The organism is Mesorhizobium sp. WSM4822 (assembly GCF_055811155.1).
In genome coordinates this window covers 60,020-77,824 of the sequence record NZ_JBVVQM010000005.1, presented here as the reverse complement: position 1 = coordinate 77,824, position 17,805 = coordinate 60,020, and the positions used below count along the sequence as shown (strand labels likewise).

Annotated in this window: 16 protein-coding genes; 13 read left to right on the top strand and 3 right to left on the bottom strand. The window is 63.4% G+C overall.

From position 1 onward, the window contains the following. Positions 1-20: 20 nt before the first annotated feature. The 6 genes from AC0L3E_RS13460 (at position 21) to AC0L3E_RS13435 (ending at position 7,413) form a co-directional block, all read left to right on the top strand. The gene (locus AC0L3E_RS13460) at positions 21-1,277 is read left to right on the top strand and encodes an efflux RND transporter periplasmic adaptor subunit (RefSeq protein WP_473604945.1); all 1,257 of its coding nucleotides are present in this window, start codon (positions 21-23) and stop codon (positions 1,275-1,277) included. Beyond that, a complete protein-coding gene (locus AC0L3E_RS13455; protein WP_127408670.1) occupies positions 1,274-4,435 on the top strand; it encodes an efflux RND transporter permease subunit in 3,162 nt (1,053 codons plus the stop codon). Before AC0L3E_RS13460 ends, AC0L3E_RS13455 begins: the two co-directional genes overlap by 4 nt. An 80-nt stretch (positions 4,436-4,515) precedes the next feature. Further along, complete coding sequence (gene nthA, locus AC0L3E_RS13450) at positions 4,516-5,139, top strand: nitrile hydratase subunit alpha (protein WP_128310053.1); 624 nt, start codon at positions 4,516-4,518, stop codon at positions 5,137-5,139. Beyond that, positions 5,136-5,795, top strand: coding sequence for a nitrile hydratase subunit beta (gene nthB / locus AC0L3E_RS13445; RefSeq protein WP_473604943.1), 660 nt, complete (start codon positions 5,136-5,138; stop codon positions 5,793-5,795). The genes nthA and nthB overlap by 4 nt, the downstream gene beginning before the upstream one ends. Next, complete coding sequence (locus AC0L3E_RS13440) at positions 5,782-6,141, top strand: nitrile hydratase accessory protein (RefSeq protein ID WP_473604942.1); 360 nt, start codon at positions 5,782-5,784, stop codon at positions 6,139-6,141. The genes nthB and AC0L3E_RS13440 overlap by 14 nt, the downstream gene beginning before the upstream one ends. Positions 6,142-6,285: 144 nt before the next feature. Next, positions 6,286-7,413: an ATP-dependent DNA helicase gene (locus AC0L3E_RS13435; RefSeq protein WP_473604940.1), complete on the top strand. Its 1,128-nt coding sequence runs from the start codon at positions 6,286-6,288 to the stop codon at positions 7,411-7,413. Here the strand turns inward: AC0L3E_RS13435 and AC0L3E_RS13430 are convergent. Continuing rightward, positions 7,406-7,828, bottom strand: coding sequence for a SpoIIAA family protein (locus tag AC0L3E_RS13430; RefSeq protein ID WP_473604939.1), 423 nt, complete (start codon positions 7,826-7,828; stop codon positions 7,406-7,408). The two genes, AC0L3E_RS13435 and AC0L3E_RS13430, sit on opposite strands and share 8 nt — an antisense overlap. A gap of 135 nt (positions 7,829-7,963) precedes the next feature. Between AC0L3E_RS13430 and AC0L3E_RS13425 the strand changes: the two genes are divergently transcribed. Further along, entirely contained in the window at positions 7,964-8,704 is a 741-nt protein-coding gene (locus AC0L3E_RS13425) for a pyridoxine 5'-phosphate synthase (RefSeq protein WP_473605096.1), read from the top strand. A gap of 104 nt (positions 8,705-8,808) precedes the next feature. Next, positions 8,809-10,728, top strand: coding sequence for a potassium transporter Kup (locus AC0L3E_RS13420; protein WP_127272417.1), 1,920 nt, complete (start codon positions 8,809-8,811; stop codon positions 10,726-10,728). 58 nt (positions 10,729-10,786) lie between these two features. Here AC0L3E_RS13420 and AC0L3E_RS13415 read toward each other — a convergent pair whose 3' ends face one another. Then, complete coding sequence (locus AC0L3E_RS13415; protein ID WP_473604938.1) at positions 10,787-11,680, bottom strand: SDR family oxidoreductase; 894 nt, start codon at positions 11,678-11,680, stop codon at positions 10,787-10,789. 135 nt (positions 11,681-11,815) lie between these two features. Here AC0L3E_RS13415 and AC0L3E_RS13410 point away from each other — a divergent pair, with 135 nt between their 5' ends. The 4 genes from AC0L3E_RS13410 (at position 11,816) to AC0L3E_RS13395 (ending at position 16,553) form a co-directional block, all read left to right on the top strand. Beyond that, positions 11,816-12,226, top strand: a complete 411-nt coding sequence (locus AC0L3E_RS13410; protein ID WP_127320517.1) for a winged helix-turn-helix transcriptional regulator — start codon at positions 11,816-11,818, stop codon at positions 12,224-12,226. A 53-nt stretch (positions 12,227-12,279) separates the two neighbouring features. Then, positions 12,280-13,563, top strand: a complete 1,284-nt coding sequence (locus AC0L3E_RS13405) for an FAD-dependent oxidoreductase (protein WP_473604937.1) — start codon at positions 12,280-12,282, stop codon at positions 13,561-13,563. A 402-nt stretch (positions 13,564-13,965) separates the two neighbouring features. Then, positions 13,966-15,540, top strand: coding sequence for a tetratricopeptide repeat protein (locus AC0L3E_RS13400; RefSeq protein ID WP_473604936.1), 1,575 nt, complete (start codon positions 13,966-13,968; stop codon positions 15,538-15,540). Continuing rightward, positions 15,516-16,553, top strand: a complete 1,038-nt coding sequence (locus AC0L3E_RS13395; RefSeq protein WP_473605095.1) for a CHAT domain-containing protein — start codon at positions 15,516-15,518, stop codon at positions 16,551-16,553. Before AC0L3E_RS13400 ends, AC0L3E_RS13395 begins: the two co-directional genes overlap by 25 nt. On the opposite strand, the gene AC0L3E_RS13390 is transcribed toward AC0L3E_RS13395, so the two are convergent. Then, on the bottom strand, positions 16,445-17,170 hold the full coding sequence (locus AC0L3E_RS13390) for a glutathione S-transferase family protein (protein WP_473604935.1): 726 nt from the start codon (positions 17,168-17,170) through the stop codon (positions 16,445-16,447). The two genes, AC0L3E_RS13395 and AC0L3E_RS13390, sit on opposite strands and share 109 nt — an antisense overlap. Positions 17,171-17,264: 94 nt before the next feature. Here AC0L3E_RS13390 and AC0L3E_RS13385 point away from each other — a divergent pair, with 94 nt between their 5' ends. Next, positions 17,265-17,723 (top strand): MarR family winged helix-turn-helix transcriptional regulator, encoded by a 459-nt coding sequence (locus AC0L3E_RS13385; RefSeq protein ID WP_128308245.1) that lies wholly within the window; start codon positions 17,265-17,267, stop codon positions 17,721-17,723. Positions 17,724-17,805 lie beyond the last annotated feature (82 nt).

Below are 17,805 nucleotides of genomic sequence, written 5' to 3'. Positions count from 1 at the left end.
GGTGGAGAGGGCCTTTGACCATGCGTGGAAAAGTCGTTCTTTCGTTGCTGGCCGTCGCCTGCCTGGGTGCGGCCGGGTGGCTCTATCTTTCGCCTGACGCGCTTGGCAGGGTCCAGCAGGTCATCGGCGCAAAGCAGGTTGCCGCGCCGGACAAACAGGCTGCGGCTTCGGACAAGAAGGCCGACAATGCCGGGCGCTCGGCCTCCATCCTCTCGGCCGTCGCCTCGACAGCCGATTTCCCGATCCGGCGTTATGCGATCGGCTTCGTCTCCTCTCCCGCCGTCGTCAACATCAACGCGCGGGTGTCCAGCCAGATCGTGTCCATCGACGTCAAGGACGGGCAGATGGTCAAGACCGGCGATCTGCTGTTTTCGCTCGATGACCGGGCGCTGAAGGCGCAGCTGGCCAAGGACCAGGCGGCGCTGGCCAAGGATCAGGCGATGCTCGCCAGCTCGCAGTCCGATCTCCAGCGCGCCAAGGATCTGGTCGCCAAGCAGGCCGGAACGCAGCAGACCTACGACCAGGCCGTCGCCGCGCAGAAGGCTGCCGCAGCGACTGTCGATGCCGACAAGTCGACAATCGACGCCGACAATGTCCAGCTTGGCTTCGCCACGATCACGGCGCCGATTTCCGGCAGGCTGGGTGCTGTCAGCGTCGCCGTCGGCGATCTCGTCACCGTCAGCAATGGCAACAGCAGTACGGCGACCCCGCTGGTGACCATCACCCAGATGGACCCGCTGCAGGTCAACTTCAATCTTCCCGAGAGTAACCTGGCCCTGCTGCACAAGGCGCTTGCCAACCCGCAGCAGGGCGCGGTGACACTGACCAAGGACGGCGACCCGACGCCGATCGGCAAGGGCACGCTCGATTTCGTCGACTCCAGCGTCGACACCGCGTCGGGCACGATTGCCACGCGGGCAAGCATTCCCAATGCGGACCTTTCGCTATGGCCGGGCCAGTATGTGAATGTCGTGCTCGACGCCGGCATCATGCCGCAGATGACATCGGTTCCCACGGTCGCGGTGCAGCCAAGCCAGAAGGGGCCGTTCGTCTATGTCGTCAAGCCGGACAACACGGTCGAGATGCGGCCGGTGCAGGTGGCGCTGACCGAAGGCGAGAACAGCGCCATCAGCCAGGGGCTGAATAGCGGCGAGAAAGTTGTCACTGAGGGCCAGACGAGGCTGAAGGACGGCGCCGCGGTGCATGAGGGCAAGGCCACGGCCGATGCCGCGCCGAAGGTGGCCGAGGCGAGCAAAGCCGGCGAGGCGGCCCAATGATCTCCGAATTCTGCATACGCAGGCCTGTCGCCACCCTTCTGATGTCGTTCGCCCTCGTGCTGGGCGGACTGTTCGCCTACAAATTCCTGCCGGTGGCGGCACTGCCGAGCGCCGAATTCCCGGTGGTCAACGTCTCGGCTTCGCTGCCCGGCGCCTCGCCGGAAACCATGGCCACTTCGGTGGCGACCCCGCTGATCAAGCAGTTCGCAACCATCGCCGGTATCGATTCGATCTCGACCACGAACTCGCTTGGCCAGACCTCGATCGCCATCCAGTTCGTGCTCAACCGCGACATCGACGCGGCAGCAGCCGACGTGCAGGCGGCGATCGCGCGCACGCAGAAATCATTGCCGCCGCAGATGACGGCGCCGCCGAGCTATCGCAAGGTCAATCCGGCCGACGCGCCGATCCTTTTGATGTCGCTGGTCAGCGACACGGTTCCGCTGACCGATCTCGATGCTTTCGCGGAAAATGTCATCTCGCCGTCGCTGTCGACCATAGACGGCGTGGCGCAGGTCTCGATCTTCGGCCAACAGAAATACGCGGTGCGCATCCAGATCGACCCGACCGCGCTTGCCGCGCGCGGCATCTCGATCGATCAGCTGCAGGCGGCGGTCGCCTCGGCCAACAGCAACACGCCGCTCGGCGTGCTGCAGAACGACAAGCAGCAGCTTACCATCACCGCCAACACGCAGCTGACTGACGCCGCCGGCTTCTCCAACATCATCATCGCCACCAAAAACGGTCACCCCGTGCGGTTGGGCGAGGTGACCCGTGTGGTCGATTCGGTGCAGACGACGACGACGGCGAGCTGGTATGACGGTACGCGCGCGATCATCATGGCGGTGCAGCGCCAGCCCGACGCCAACACCGTCGACGTCGTCGACAAGGTCAAGGCCATGCTGCCGTCCTTCAAGGACCAGATGCCGGCCGCCGCCGACATCAAGCTGCTTAACGACCGCTCCAGTTCGATCCGTCAGGCCGTCGATGACGTCCAGTTCACGCTGCTGTTGACCATCGCGCTGGTGGTCATGGTGATCTTCGTGTTCCTGCGCCGGGTGACGGCGACCATCATCCCGGCCGTGGCGGTGCCGATCTCGCTCATCGCCACGCTCGGCGCGATGTTCCTGTTCGGCTTTTCCATCGACAACATATCGCTGATGGGCCTGACGCTGGCGGTCGGCCTCGTCGTCGACGACGCCATCGTGATGCTTGAAAACATCTTCCGCCATATGGAGGAGGACGGGCTGTCGGCCTTCGACGCATCGCTGAAGGGCGCGCGCGAAATCGGCTTCACCATCATCTCGATCTCGATCTCGCTGGTGGCGGTGTTCATCCCCGTGCTGCTGATGGGTGGCGTCATCGGGCGCATCTTCAACGAGTTCGCCGTCGTGGTGACAGTCGCCATCCTGGCGTCGATGTTCGTGTCGCTGACGCTGACGCCGATGCTGTGCTCGCGGCTGCTGTCGGTGACCAAAGCCGACCGCGACAAGCATGGCCCCGGCCACAAGCCGGACCTCGTCACCCGCGGCTACGACAAGGTCTTGAGCTTCTGCCTGCGGCACACCTTCCTGGTGTTCCTCGTCTTCGTCGGCACCGCGGCAGCGTCGGTGTGGCTGATCCAGACTTCGCCGAAGGGTTTCTTCCCGCAGGAGGACATCGGCCAGATATCGGTGACCACCATCGCACGTCAGGACATCTCTTTCGACGCCATGTCCAGGCTGCAAGGACAGGTCGCCAGTGTCTTCTCGCATTCGCCCTATGTCGACCATGTGGCGTGGTCGGCGGGCAGCGGCAACAATGCGCTCAACCAGGGGCAGCTTTTCGTCCAGCTTAAGGGCAAGGACCAGCGCCCCGATATCGAGAAGGTGCTTTCGGACCTGCGCAAGCAACTGGCCGGCGTGGCGGGCATCGAGACCTACATGCAGCCGGTGCAGAATTTGAGGCTGGGCTCGCGGTCGTCGGCCAGCGCCTACCAGCTCGTGGTTCAGGGCCTTGATACCGGCCTGACCGATATCTGGGCGCAGAAACTGAACGACGCGATGGCCGCCGATCATGCGAACTTCACCGACGTCACCAGCGACCTGCAGAACAATGCGCTGCAGGCTACGCTGGTGGTGGATCGCGACAAGGCCGCCCAGCTCGGTATCGACACCGACACGTTGCGCTCCGCCCTCTATGGCGGGTTCGGCACCGACCAGGTTTCGACAATCTTCGGTTCGGCCGACAGCTACGAAGTCATCACCGAGCTCGACCCCAAAATCGAGTGGTCGCCCGAGCGGATGCTGGCCATCCAGATGAGGACGGCGAGCGGCAGTCTTGTTCCGCTCGGCGCCTTCGCCCGGGTCGATCGCACTGCCGGCGCCCTGACGGTCAACCAACTCGGCCAGCTTCCAGCCGTGACCATCTCCTACAATCTGCCGCAGGGCGTGGCGCTGGGCGACAGCGTGACGCGCATCAATGCGCTCAAGGAGCAGATCGGCATGCCGACGGTGATCTCGACGACCTTTGCCGGCACGGCCAAGACCTTCCAGGATTCTCTTGCCAACCAGGGTTTTCTGGTCGGCGGCGCAATCCTGACCATCTATATCGTGCTCGGCATCCTCTACGAGAGCTTCATCCACCCGCTGACCATCCTTACCGGCCTGCCATCGGCCGTGCTGGGAGCGGTCGTTGCGCTGCGCTTCGCCGGCATGGATCTGTCTGTTATCGCGGTGATCGGCATCCTGATGCTGATCGGCATCGTCAAGAAGAACGGCATCATGATGGTCGACGTCGCGCTTGAACTGCGACGAGAAGGCATGTCCGCGACCGAGTCCATCCACAAGGCCTGCCTGATGCGGTTCAGGCCGATCATGATGACGACGCTGGCGGCGCTGATGGGCACGTTCCCGATTGCGCTCGGCACCGGGGCCAGCGCCGAACTGCGCCAGCCGCTGGGCGTTGCCGTTGTCGGCGGCCTGCTTGCCTCGCAGGCACTGACCCTGTTCGTGACGCCGGTGATCTATGTCTACATGGAGAATTTCTCGGGCTGGCTGGTCGGGCTCTGGTCGAAGCGCAAGGGCGAGACGGGCCCGGTCGAAGCGGGGGATCAGCCCTCGCTGTTCAAGCCTAGGGAAGACATGCTGCCAGAACCGCAGCAGGCGGCGGCCGAATGATGTGACAGGGCCAGCGCCATGTGCCGTTGGCCCAAGCCGTTGCGCTTGCGGCGGCATCACTGGAAACGTAGTTTGCGGCCATGTCACACGATCATGACCACGACAACGAACTCGATCCGTTTGCCGCCCGCGTGCGCGCGCTGGAAACCATCCTCACTCAGAAGGGGCTGATCGATCCGGCCGCGATCGACGTCATCGTCGACACCTACGAGACGAAGATCGGCCCGCGCAATGGCGCCAGGGTGGTGGCGAAAGCCTGGAGCGATCCTGGCTTTGCCGACTGGCTGAAGCTCGACGCGACGGCGGCGATCGAATCGCTGGGCTATACCGGCCGCCAAGGCGAGCACATGCAGGCGGTGTTCAACACCGAGGAGACGCACAATCTCGTCGTCTGCACGCTGTGCTCCTGCTATCCGTGGTCGGTGCTCGGCCTGCCGCCGGTCTGGTACAAGGCGCCGCCCTATCGTTCGCGCGCGGTGATCGATCCGCGCGGCGTGCTGGAAGAATTTGGACTGACGCTGCCGGCCGGGACAAAAATACGCGTCTGGGATTCGACCGCGGAGCTGCGCTATCTCGTCGTGCCGATGCGGCCTGAGTGCACCGAGGGCTGGAGCGAGGAGCGGCTGGCGGAGCTGGTCAGCCGTGACGCGATGATCGGGACCGGCCTGGCCCAAAGACCTGAAATAGAGGGGCAGCCGGCATGAACGGGCCGCACGATCTCGGCGGGCAGATGGGGTTCGGCCCCGTCGCGCCCGAAAAGGACGAGCCGTATTTCCATGCCGCCTGGGAAAGGCGGGCGCTCGGCGTGACGCTGACTGCCGGCGCCATGGGCGCGTGGAACATCGACGAGAGCCGGCACGCACGGGAATCGCTGCATCCGGCTGTCTACTATTCATCGAGCTACTACCAGATATGGATCAAGGCGCTGGAGGTGCTGTTGAACCGCCATGGCTTCGTCAGCGAGCGCGATCTCGAAGCGGGCAAGGCAGTCGATCCGGCAGCGACCCCCAAGAGGGTGCTGAAGGCGGAAAACGTGCCCGCAGTGCTGGCCAAGGGTGGTCCTTGCGACCGGCCGGTGGCGCGGCCGGCGCGGTTCAAGGCCGGCGACCCCGTACGGACCAAAAACCTCAACCCGACCGGCCACACGCGGCTGCCGCGCTATGCGCGCGCCAAGCAGGGGGTGATTGAGACGGTGCACGACGGTTTCGTGTTCCCCGACAGCAACGCGCATGGACACGGCGAAAATCCGCAATGGGTCTACACCGTGGTTTTCGAAGGGCCGGAAATCTGGGGCGAGGGCGCCGACCCGACGCTAAGCGTGTCGATAGACGCCTGGGAGAACTATCTTGAGCCGGCGTGATACGGATCTGCCCGAGCTGCCGCCGGGCGTCGATGCGCCGGTGTTTGCCGAGCCATGGCAGGCCGAAGCCTTCGCCATGACGGTGGCGCTGCACGACAAGGGCCTGTTTTCGTGGAGCGAGTGGGCGCAGGCACTGTCGGAAGAAGTGAAGAGACCGGGCGCCGCAGCGGACGGCCATGATTATTACGAACATTGGCTGGCGGCGCTGGAAAGCCTGCTTGCCACCAAAGGGCTGGCAGCCAAGTCCGACGTCGACGCCATGGCTGAGGCCTGGGAGCGCGCCGCGCATGCTACGCCGCACGGCAAGCCGATCCTGCTGGAAAACGATCCCCAGCCGATTCGATAAGGTGTGGGGTGAGCTTGTATGTTCCCTTTACGTTCTTGTCTGCGCCTGATAGCCTGACCCGTCGGCGGCATTGAAGCGTCCCGGCGCATCGATGATGGTGGCGGCTGTCTTGTCTTTCCCTTGCGAATCCGGTCTCTCGCGCTGATGGAATTCTCTCCCCAACAGGACGACGCGCTGAAGGCGGTCGCCCAATGGCTGAAGACCGGCCAGCCGCAGCTGTTCCGGCTGTTCGGCTATGCCGGCACCGGCAAGACGACGCTGGCGCGCTATTTCGCCGAACATGTCGACGGCCAGGTGCAGTTCGCCGCCTTCACCGGCAAGGCGGCGCAGGTGCTGCGCTCCAAGGGCGCGGTCAATGCGCGCACCATTCATTCGCTGATCTATCGGCCGAAGGGCGAGGAATCGGTATCGGACGAGGTCACCGGCAAGACCTCGATGTCGCCGACCTTCTCGCTTAACCGCCAGAGCCCGATTACGCGGGCGAAACTGGTCGTCATCGACGAATGCTCGATGGTCGACGAGCAGCTCGGCCGCGACCTGATGAGTTTCGGCACGCCGATCCTGGTGCTGGGCGACCCCGGCCAGCTGCCGCCGATCTCGGGTGGCGGCTTCTTCACCGACCACGAGCCGGATTTTTTGCTGACCGAAATCCACCGGCAGGCGCGCGACAACCCGATCCTGCGGCTGGCGCTCGATGTGCGCGAGGGCCGTGAATTCATGCGTGGCGACTATGGCACGGCGCAGGTGATCGGCAAGGAAGACGTTACCCAGGAGCTGGTGCTGAAGGCGGACCAGGTGCTGGTCGGCACCAACCGCACGCGTCGCCGCTACAATCATCGGCTGCGCGAGCTCAAGGGCTTCAACGCCGATTATCCGCAGGCCGGCGACAAGCTCGTCTGCCTGCGCAACGATCCGGCCAAGGGCCTGCTCAACGGCTCGCTGTGGAAGGTGATGACCTCGTCGCGCGAGACGGTGAAGCCGGGCATCAACCTTCTGGTGTCGCCGGAAGAGGACGATCCGGATCGCGGCGTCGCCAAGATCAAGCTGCTCAAGGCGGCGTTCGAGGATCCCGATGCCGACATCCCGTGGCAGCAGAAGAAGCGCTTCGACGATTTCGACTATGGCTACGCGCTGACCGTGCACAAGGCGCAGGGCTCGCAGTGGAACGAGATTGTGCTGTTCGATGAAAGCTGGGCCTTCAAGGAAACCCGCCAGCGCTGGCTCTACACCGCTATCACGCGGGCGGCCGAGCGGCTGACGATCGTCAGGTAGGGGCGCCGGAGGCTGTTGCCCCGATAGGCTGCGCGGTAAGCCATTGCCAGGCGGCGGCCTCGTCCTCCGCCTTGAAGTGCCTGATTTCAACGGGCGGTGAGGACGGCAGAAAGCGTTGTGCGTCCGCTATCCAGTCCGGTTCGCCGATGGTTGCGCAACGGCCGACATGTTCTAATGCATGGATGGCGCCCTGCTTCAGGGTCTCGTCCGCGATGTCGGCCCAGTCGACGCCATCGTGGTCGACGAGGCGCACCAGCACATCGATGCGCGGATGCAGGGCATAGGCTGCCTCCAGCAGCCCGAAAAGATTTTCACCGTCGGCCGCGGAAACGTGCCCGACGACATCGATGGCGAAAAGGTCGTCGCGGCTGGTCTCGATACGGCGAATTGCCGGAACCTCATCGAGAAAATTCATCGGCGCTTTCCTTTCCCGGCTCGTTCATCAGGCTTGGAACACCCGAAACCCCCAGTCTGTTCCCACCAAAGGCATTACTGTTCCCGTCAAAGGCATTATAGGTGGGCGCGTTGAATGATTTCCGAGGCCGCCCGCATGCCTGCAAAGCTCTCCGTCAACCTCAATGCCATCGCCATGCTGCGCAACCGGCGCGACCTGCCGTGGCCAAGCGTGACCGGCCTCGGCCGCATTGCGCTGGCGGCCGGCGCGCATGGGCTGACGGTGCATCCGCGCCCCGACGAGCGGCACACAAGAAACTCCGATCTGCCTGAGATCCGGTCGCTGATCGACGACGAGTTTCCGCGCGCGGAATTCAACATAGAGGGCTATCCGACCGAGGATTTCCTGTTGCTTGTGGAAAAGCATCAGCCTGAACAGGTGACTTTGGTGCCGGACGATCCAGCCCAGGCGACATCGGACCATGGCTGGAACTTCGCCACCCAGGCCGCGTTCCTTACACCGATCGTCAAACGCTTGAAAAAAGGGGGCTTTCGCGTGTCGCTGTTTTCCGACCCTGATCCCGATTGGGTGGCGGCCGCACGCGACACCGGTGCCGATCGCATCGAGCTCTATACTGGTCCATATGGCAGCTATCACACAGATTCCGCCAAAGCGGCCAAAGAGCTGGAAAGATTGGGAAAAACCGCTGACGCTGCGCTTGCCGCCGGGCTGCAGGTCAATGCCGGGCACGATCTGGTGGTCGGCAATCTGCCGGCGCTGGTCAAGCGCATTCCGGCATTGGCCGAAGTGTCGATCGGACATGGGTTGACAGCCGACGCGTTGGAGTATGGCATGGCCGGCACGGTGGGTCGGTTCCTCAAGGCCTGCGGATGGTAGCGATGGGCAGCCTGGCGCGGCAGGCATGGCAGCCATTACGCGACGGCACTTGATATTGCATCGCAGCAAGCGTAGAGCACCGCGCGCTTATCGGAGTGTCGTCCATGGCCCTTACCAACACTGGTAGTGAGGCAGAACCCGTCGAACAATCGAGCCATTCGGAAGTCGAACAGCACAGCACCAAGGTTCTGATGCTGGGCGCGCTCGGTGTCGTCTATGGGGATATCGGCACCAGCCCGATCTACGCCTTTCGCGAGGCGCTGGTGGCGTCGTCGGGCGGCAATGTCGCCCAGCGCGGCGATATTCTCGGCGTGCTGTCGCTGATCATCTGGTCGCTGACGATCATCGTCACCATCAAATACATCATGTTCGTGCTGCGCGCCGACAACCGCGGCGAGGGCGGCGTGCTGTCGCTGATGGCGCTGGCGCGCGGCAGTTTCCCCAAGCGTTCAGCATTGATGCTCGCTATCGGCATCGTCGGGGCATCGCTTTTCTTCGGTGACGCCGTCATCACACCGGCGATTTCGGTGCTGTCGGCGGTTGAGGGCATGAATGTCGTCACGCCGACCTTCCAGCCCTATGTCGTGCCGCTGACATTGGTCATCCTTGCCATGGTGTTCGCGGTGCAGCGCTTTGGCACGGGCGGGGTGGGATTGGTGTTCGGCCCGGTGACCGCGGTATGGTTCCTGGCCATCGGCCTTTCCGGCCTCAACCACATCATCGCCGATCCGGAAATCCTGTGGGCGGTGAGCCCGCACTATATCGTCGCCTTCCTGATCAATTCGCCCGATGTCGCCTTCGTGACCATCGGCGCCATCTTTCTCGCCGTGACCGGCGCCGAAGCGCTCTATGCCGATCTCGGCCATTTCGGCCGCAAGCCGATCGTGCTGGCCTGGCTGGCGATCGTGTTTCCCTGCCTGCTGCTCAATTATGCCGGGCAGGGTGCCTTCGTGCTGGCCAAGAATGGCGTCGTCGGCCATCCGTTCTTCGAGATGAACGAAGGCTGGACGCTGATCCCGATGGTCGTGCTGGCGACCGCCGCTACCGTCATCGCCAGCCAGGCGGTGATATCAGGCGCGTTCTCGCTGACCAGGCAGGCGGTGCAGCTTAACATGCTGCCGCGGCTCGAAATCCTGCACACGTCGGAGAAACAGTCCGGCCAGATCTACATGCCGCGCGTCAATCTTCTGCTGGCGCTGGTGGTGATGATGCTGGTGGTCGGCTTCGGCGAGTCCAGCAGGCTGGCGTCGGCCTACGGTATTTCGGTGACCGGCAACATGCTGGTGACGACGGTGCTGCTCTATGTCGTCATGACGCGCATCTGGAAATGGCGGCTGTGGGTGGCAATCTCGCTTACGGCGCTGTTCGGCTTCATCGATGTCGGCTTCTTTGCTTCCAACATCGTCAAGGTTTTCGAGGGCGGCTGGGCCTCGCTGGCCGTGGCCTTCACCGTCGTGCTGGCCATGTGGACCTGGGTGCGCGGCAGCCGCTATCTGTTCGACAAGACCCGCCGCAACGAGATCCCGCTCGACTTCCTTGCCGGCAATTTGTTGAAGAAGAAGCCGCAGCTGGTCTCCGGCACCGCCGTCTTCCTCACCAGCGATCCGCTAAGCGCGCCAACCGCGCTGATGCACAGCCTGAAGCACTACAAGGTGCTGCATGAGCAGAACGTCATCCTTTCGGTGGTGACCGCGCCGCAGCCGGTGGTGCCCGACAGCGATCGGGTCAAGATGGAGACGGTCAACGAGCTGTTCATGCGGGTGACGCTGACCTTCGGCTACATGGAGCAGCCCAACATCCCGCGCGCACTGGCGATCTGCCGCAAGCAGGGCTGGAAGTTCGACATCATGACGACCTCGTTCTTCCTGTCGCGGCGTTCGCTCAAGGCCTCGCCCAATTCCGGCATGCCGGTGTGGCAGGACCGGCTGTTCATCGGCCTGGCCCGCACTGCGGCCGACGCGACGGAGTACTTTCAGATCCCGACCGGGCGCGTGGTCGAGATCGGCACGCAGGTGGCGATCTAGGCACCTGCCGGATCGGCGAATGGACTGTGCCGTCCGGCACAGTCCATGTCACTCCGCTTCAGCCGGCCAGCGCGGCCTTGTTTGCCTCGAGGAACTGCTTCAGCGTCTTCGACTTGCGGCCGGAAAGCGTCTCGACCGCGTCCGTCACCATGGCGATGCGGCCGGAACGCGTGTTGGCGTCGAACGACACGATGATGCGGGCAAAGTCCTCGGGAACGCCAGCCGCCTTCACGCCTTCGGTCAAGGCTTCATCCGAAACCTGGACGACATCGAGCGGCTTGCCGGTGACCTCGCTTACCAGGGCGGCGATCTCGGCCGTCGTGTAGGCCTGCGGGCCGGTCAAGGTGTAGGTCTCGCTTTCGCTTGATGCGTCAGCGAGGCCGGCGGCGATCGCTGCCGCCATGTCGTCGCGCGCACCGTGCGCCATGCGGCCGTCGCCGGCGGACGTGTACCATTTTCCCGAAGCGATCGCGTGCGGCAGGGCCATGAACAGGTTCTCCTGGTACCAGCCGTTGCGGGAGATCGTGTAGGGGATGCCGCTCGCTTTGATCGCCTGCTCGGTGCCGTAGTGATCATTGGCAAACAGCACCGGCGAAACCGGTTCCGGGTTGGGCATCGAGGTGTAGAGAAGGTGGGAAACACCGGCCTTTTTAGCGGCGGCAACCGCGTTCTGGTGCTGCCTCAGGCGCTTGCCGTGTAGCAGGTCGATCTCGCCGGTCGAGATGATCAGCACCCTGTCGGCGCCCTTGAAAGCAGCCTCCAACGATAGTGTGTCGTCGAAGTCAGCCGCCCTTGTGATGACGCCTCGCGCCGCCAACTCGGCGAGGTTGTCCGGATTGCGGGTGGCGGCGATGATCCGGCCCGCGGGGACCTTGAACGTGTCCAGCAGGTGGTTGATGACGCCGCGGCCGAGCTGGCCGGAAGCGCCGGTGACGAGAAGGGTTTGGGTCATGGAAGATCCTGACGTTGCGCCGCTAAGGCGGTTCGAGTGGTGGTCTCAAAAAGAGACCAGCACTAAAATAGGAATTGACCCAGAGCCGTAAAGAAGGCAGGTTTTCGGGAGGTAGGCACGCGCAGGGAACCAGCGGTGGACAGCAAGATTGTCAATCTGAGATCGAAGTTGGAGGTCTACAAGGCGGTCTCCGGCGGCGGCAACTTCTCCAATTGTCCGGTCCGCGAGGTCATACAGGGCGTGAGCGGCAAATGGAGCTCGCTGCTGATGATGGCTTTGGCCGAGCAGCCCTATCGCTTCGGCGAGTTGCGGCGGCTGGTGCCTGACATTTCCCAGCGCATGCTGACGCAGACGCTCTACGATTTGCAGCGCGACGGCTATGTGCATCGTGAGGTGTTCCCGACCAAGCCGCCGAGCGTCGAGTACAGCCTGACCGATCTCGGGCATTCGATGTTCGGCGCCTTGCATCAGCTGATCCTGTGGGCCGAGCTCAATCATGATGCGGTGCGCGGCGCACGCGCCGATTTTGATGCCGCCCAGGGCTGACCTGCGGCGCAAAGCCGTTGGTGACGGCTTGATTTCGTCCCGCCGCTGAAGGATTGTCCGGCCAATCCGGCTTTGGGGGCACTGGCATTTCCTATGATATCGCAATTGCAGGCGCCGGGCCGGCGGGACTGGCCGTGGCGCTCTATCTCAAGCGTGCCGGGCATCGGGTCACGGTCTTCGAGCGCTTCGATGAACCGAAGCCGGTCGGCTCCGGGCTGATCCTGCAGCCGACAGGGCTGACGGTGCTGGCCGATCTTGGCCTGCTTCCCGACATACTGGCGCTGGGCAGCCGCATCGACCGCCTGCATGGCGCCGATGCTTCCACTGGCCGTACCGTGCTCGATGTCCGCTACGATGCGCAACGCGGTGGCCGCTTCGGGCTGGCGGTGCACCGGGCGGCTTTGTTCGGCGTGCTTTTCCGCGCCGCGCAGAGCGAGGCGATCGCCATCGAGACCGGCGTCGAGATCGAGGCCCTGGAGACCGGCGAACGGGCGACGCTGATCTGTGGCAACGGGCGGAGGGCAGGGCCATTCGATCTGGTCGTCGACGCCAGCGGTTCGCGCTCGAAACTGCGCCGCGAAAGCGCTCCAGGCGAGCCGCGGCCACTCACCTATGGCGCGTTCTGGGCCTCGCTCGGCTGGCGCGGCGATGGTTTCGACGAGCACGCGCTGCTGCAACGCTACGACAAAGCGAGCGTGATGATCGGCGTGCTGCCGATCGGCCGGCCGCAGCCGGGCGCTGAAAAGATGGCGGCCTTCTTCTGGAGCCTGAAGCCGTCGGATGCCGATGAGGTGCGCGTTCGCGGCCTGAACGCCTGGAAGGAGAGGGTGGTCCGGCTGTGGCCGCAGAGCGAGGCATACACCAGCCAGATCGACAGTTTCGACCAGCTCTCGCTGGCCCGCTACGGCCACCACACGATGAAGCTTCCGGCCGGTAGGCGATTGGCCGTCATCGGCGACGCGGCGCATTCCACCAGTCCGCAACTCGGGCAAGGGGGCAACATGGCGCTGCTCGACGCGGCGGCGCTCAGCCATGCGCTGGTGCGGACAACGAGTGTCGAGGCAGCACTGGAGGCCTATGCGAAGGCGCGGCGCTGGCATGTCCGCATCTTCCAGGCGCTGTCGCTGGCATTCACGCCGTTCTACCAGTCGGATTCGGTGGCGCTGCCCTTCATCCGCGACAGGCTGGTGGCGACGGTGGCAAAAATCCCGCCGGCGCCGCAATTCCTTGCCTCGATGGTGGCTGGAACCGTGACCAATCCCTTCAAGCGGATCGGACTCAAGGAAACACGGTGGGATTTCGAACAAAATCCGGGTCATGATACGACCGCATCCTAGAGTTTTCGCCTCAGACCGATCCGCATGAACGTTGTCATGTCCATAGTCCGAAAATCGCTAAGCCTGATGCAGGTCGTTGCATCTGTCCTGGCCACGTCGGTCGTGGCGCCGCCCTTGCCGACGGCGCAAGCTCAGACGCCGGGCCAAGCCGGTCAGCAGGCTCCAGCAGGCAGTGAAGAGGCGCTGAAAGTTCGGATCGATGCGGCCTACAAGCTGATGATGGAGGTGGCGCGTTTCGACGACGGTTACGTGCAGTTGCGGGCAGCGCTGCTCGATGCGGCCAGGAGCGACCTCTATGAATTTACGGTCGAGAGTTACTCGAACGCCGGCGCGACATTTCTCAACAACCAGATCCTCGACAACGCCGAGGAGATTTTTGCCGAAGGCCTGAAAACCAGGGCGATGCAGCAGGATGTCGCGAAGCGTGCCGATTTCTATCTCAATTACGCAATGCTGAAACAGGCCGAGAAAGACTATCAGGGCTTCGTTTCCATGTGCGCTACGGCAACCAATCTCTACGCCCACTACCAAGGCACGGAATCCCTGGAACTCATGTATGCCAACGATGTGCTGGCGACAGGGATCGCTGCATTCGGTCAAATCGCTGCGGCGATCAACGTCGACCAGCGCAATCTGGAGATTGCGGGGCGGGTGCTTGGCCAGGATGATCGCTTCACCTGGAAGCTGCAGAACAATCTGGCCGACATGCTGCGTCAGATCGGGTCACCGACACGCGCCTTACAGTACGACCTGAATGTGCTCGAGAAACGCATCGGCTACTACGGGCCAAATCACTTCAACGTTCTGGTCAGCGCCAACAACACGGCTCAGGATTATCTCGACCTCGCCAAGTACGACGAGGCCTTGCGCTATTTTCAGCAGGACCGGGATATCGCCGTCGTTCTCAAGCAGGAAGGCAATTTGATTGAGCAGGCCGATGCGTGGCTGCTCTACACCAGGGCTCTTTCCGGTGCACAGCCGCTCGACGCGCCGACGCTCGCACGCTTGCTGCCGCTGACCAACGACGCGAGTTATCCCGAGATATTGGCAATCAAGATCGCCAACCTGCTCGCCGCGTATTTCGCCGCGATGGGCGATACCGAAAACAGCATGAACCAACTCGATCGGGCCTATAGCATCGCCGGATCGACATACGGCTCGGTGCACCCGCTGACCTTTGCCGCGCGGCAGGCCATGGCCAACCTCAAGGCGAAGTCGAATCCCGAGGCTGCAGCCACCGATTTTGCGGCTCTCAACGATGACATGTTGCGTTGGAATTGGTTCCAGGTGAGCACGGCCGCCAACCCGGTCGTCGCTGAAGCCAGCCGCGCCTTGGCCGATGACATGCTCTACGACTATGCGCGGCTGGCAAAAAACAACGCATCGGCAGTGCCGGCATTCGCTGAAGCGGTGCGTCGCTGGCCGACACTCGAAAACGACAAACGGGATCAGTTGCGCAGACTGTCGCGTTTGATCGATCCGAACGATATGGAGACACGGCATTTGATCCAGGCCGGGATACGGCTGTCCCTGGCCTACCAGGAGGCTGCTTCCAGTGGCGACAGTGCCGACGATCCAGGTGCGGTACAGCCCGACCAGGCTCAGGCGGCGTACGAAAAGGCGATCACGAGAGTTACGACCAAGTACAGCTTCGACCAAAGCGTGGTGGACAAGCCTCTGCCGACGGCCAACACGCTGCTGAAGCCCAACGAGGCGCTGATCGATTATTTCATCACTCGCAAGTGGCGGGCGGACCGCGAGAGCGCCGATCCGCTGGAAGACGAACGGCTCTACGCGATCGTCACGCGCAAGGACCAGCAGCCGTCGCTCTATGACCTCGGCGATCCGCGCCGGCTCATCCCAGCCGCCCGGGAAACCCGCATGGCAAACCTCAGGTCGACCCGCTCCGCGCAGGAGCGTGGCGCTGTGACCCTGGTCGATCTGAACGCGACATTCACAGGCTTTACGCCGGTCTGATCGCACCTCTGGAGCCGTCGCTTGGCGGCGCCGACACGCTTTTCGTGGTGCCGGACGGCAAGCTGTTTTCGGTGCCATTCCCCTTGCTGCAGGACAGCAAGGGCGCGTCGCTCGATGATCGCTTCCTGGTGCGCATGCTGACCCGACCGGAATCGCTGTTGAACGCAGGCGTCGATCAGAGTTTTCCCAAGTCCGGCAAGGCCTTGCTGGCCGGCGGCCTGGATTACGCACGGGGTGCGGAGAAGGGTGCCGAACCGCTACCGGGTACCCGCAAGGAGGTCGACGCGATCGCTTCGATCCTGCACGGCGATCATTATTCGGTCGAGACCCTTACCGGAACCACTGCCGGCGAACGGGCGCTGCGCAAAGACATGGAGCAGGCCACGGTTGCGCATCTCGCCACACACGGTGCCTACCGCAACGAGAAAGAAGGCGGCGTCGGCGCCGTGAATGCGCTGTGGCAGAGTGAGGTCGTGCTGTCCCGGTCGGGAAACCGGCAATCGATGAAGCGCGATGATGATGACGGCCGGCTCTATGGCATGGAGCTGATGATGTGGGACCTGTCGAATCTCGACCTGCTTGTGCTCTCCGCCTGCGAGACGGCCCGTGGCCAGGAGACATTCGTCGGCGGTTTGCGCGGCCTGCCGACGGCAATCAACATTGCCGGTGCGAAGCGCTCGTTGCTAGCCCTTTGGCCTGTGGACGATGCGGGAACCGCTGCCTTCATGGTGAGCTTCTACGGCCATCTCGCCGCCGGGCGGACTTATCCGGAAGCGCTGCGCCAGGCCCGTCGCGATGCCGCGACGGCGAGATATCAGGCGCGCAGGACCCTCGGGTGTGGGCCGCCTTCGTCATGTTCGAAAACTGACGGCCGCGAGCCAACGCTTGCCCGCGATCGATCCGTTCAAGCGGATCGGGCTGGCCGAAGCGCGGTGGCCGGATTGTTTTGCCGGATGAGCCCTGAAAGGTGTGATCCCTTCGCTTGCAGGAAAGCATGCAGGCGCTGCGGATAGTCCGGCGCCACGGCTTGCCTGATCGACGGGCGCTCACTCAACGCTTTGCGCCAGGCCCGAACGAGCGGCTTGCCGTCCAGAATGCCGAAATCACCGATGCGGTCGAAGACATCGAGGTAGCGGAAGACCGGACCGTAAACGGCGTCGACCAGCGAAAAGTGCTTGCTGGCGAACCAGGGTCCGCCGGGCTCGTCCGCCAGCTCGGCTTCGAGGCGATCGAACATGGCGGACAGCGCGCTGGATTCGGCCAGGAAGCCAGCTTCGGTCGAGGCTGAATAGAACCGGCCGATGGCGTTGAGGGTTGCCGAACCGAACTCGATCCAGGCGCGATGACGGGCGCGGGCATAGGGGTCGGCAGGGTGGAGGGGATTGGCTTGCGTCTCTTCAAGGAATTCGAGGATGACGGCCGATTCGAAGATCGCTGTTTCCTCGCCATTTCGCTGTACGCGCAGCAGCGGCACCTTGCCGAGCGGCGAGATCGCCTTGAACCAGTCCGGCTTGTTGGCGAGGTCGATATCGACGCGCTCGAACGGCACGCCCTTTTCGGCCAGCGAAATCGCGGCGCGCTGCACATAGGGGCAGAGGTGATGGCTGACGAGGATAAGCTTGTGGTTCATGGGTTTTCCAAAGTTAATGCATTTGCATCTATATGGATGCATATGCATCGATCGTCAAGCTTGATGCATATGCATCTACTGCCTATGCTTGGCCATGACCGAGAAAGCCACGCCTTCGCCAGAAGCCATCAAGGCCTGGGCTCGCCTGATGCGCGTTTCGCGCCAACTGATGGAAAGCGCTGAAGAAGCGTTGAAGGCCGCCGGCCTGCCGCCGCTTGCCTGGTACGACGTGCTGCATGAGCTCGCTGAGGCGGGCGAGGGCGGGCTGCGGCCGTTCCAGCTCATCGAGCGCACTCTGTTCGCGCAATACAACATTTCGCGGCTGCTGGCCCGGCTCGAGGCCGATGGGCTCGTCGAGAAACTGACGGTGGCCGATGATGGTCGCGGCCAGACCATCCGCATCACCGCCAAGGGCCGCGAGACACGCCGCCAGATGTGGGCTGTCTACGGACGGTCGATCACCGAACTGGTTGGCGTCAAACTGTCGGCGGATGAATTGACCAGGGTCTCCGCACTGCTTGGACGATTGCGCCATCCGCCAGCCTCCGATTAGCGAGGCTTGTCGCGCGGCAACGCATCACTTGGCAGATATTTTGCGCCCGCCCTCTTGCGCGCGGCCTTGGATTGCGCAATAT

Coding starts and splice junctions, on each gene's coding strand:
- AC0L3E_RS13390 (WP_473604935.1), bottom strand. CDS start 17,170: ATGAACCACAAGCTTATCCTCGTCAGCCATCACCTCTGCCCCTATGTG.
- AC0L3E_RS13460 (WP_473604945.1), top strand. CDS start 21: ATGCGTGGAAAAGTCGTTCTTTCGTTGCTGGCCGTCGCCTGCCTGGGT.
- AC0L3E_RS13400 (WP_473604936.1), top strand. CDS start 13,966: ATGCAGCAGGATGTCGCGAAGCGTGCCGATTTCTATCTCAATTACGCA.
- nthA (WP_128310053.1), top strand. CDS start 4,516: ATGTCACACGATCATGACCACGACAACGAACTCGATCCGTTTGCCGCC.
- AC0L3E_RS13385 (WP_128308245.1), top strand. CDS start 17,265: ATGACCGAGAAAGCCACGCCTTCGCCAGAAGCCATCAAGGCCTGGGCT.
- AC0L3E_RS13425 (WP_473605096.1), top strand. CDS start 7,964: ATGCCTGCAAAGCTCTCCGTCAACCTCAATGCCATCGCCATGCTGCGC.
- nthB (WP_473604943.1), top strand. CDS start 5,136: ATGAACGGGCCGCACGATCTCGGCGGGCAGATGGGGTTCGGCCCCGTC.
- AC0L3E_RS13430 (WP_473604939.1), bottom strand. CDS start 7,828: ATGAATTTTCTCGATGAGGTTCCGGCAATTCGCCGTATCGAGACCAGC.
- AC0L3E_RS13420 (WP_127272417.1), top strand. CDS start 8,809: ATGGCCCTTACCAACACTGGTAGTGAGGCAGAACCCGTCGAACAATCG.
- AC0L3E_RS13415 (WP_473604938.1), bottom strand. CDS start 11,680: ATGACCCAAACCCTTCTCGTCACCGGCGCTTCCGGCCAGCTCGGCCGC.
- AC0L3E_RS13455 (WP_127408670.1), top strand. CDS start 1,274: ATGATCTCCGAATTCTGCATACGCAGGCCTGTCGCCACCCTTCTGATG.
- AC0L3E_RS13435 (WP_473604940.1), top strand. CDS start 6,286: ATGGAATTCTCTCCCCAACAGGACGACGCGCTGAAGGCGGTCGCCCAA.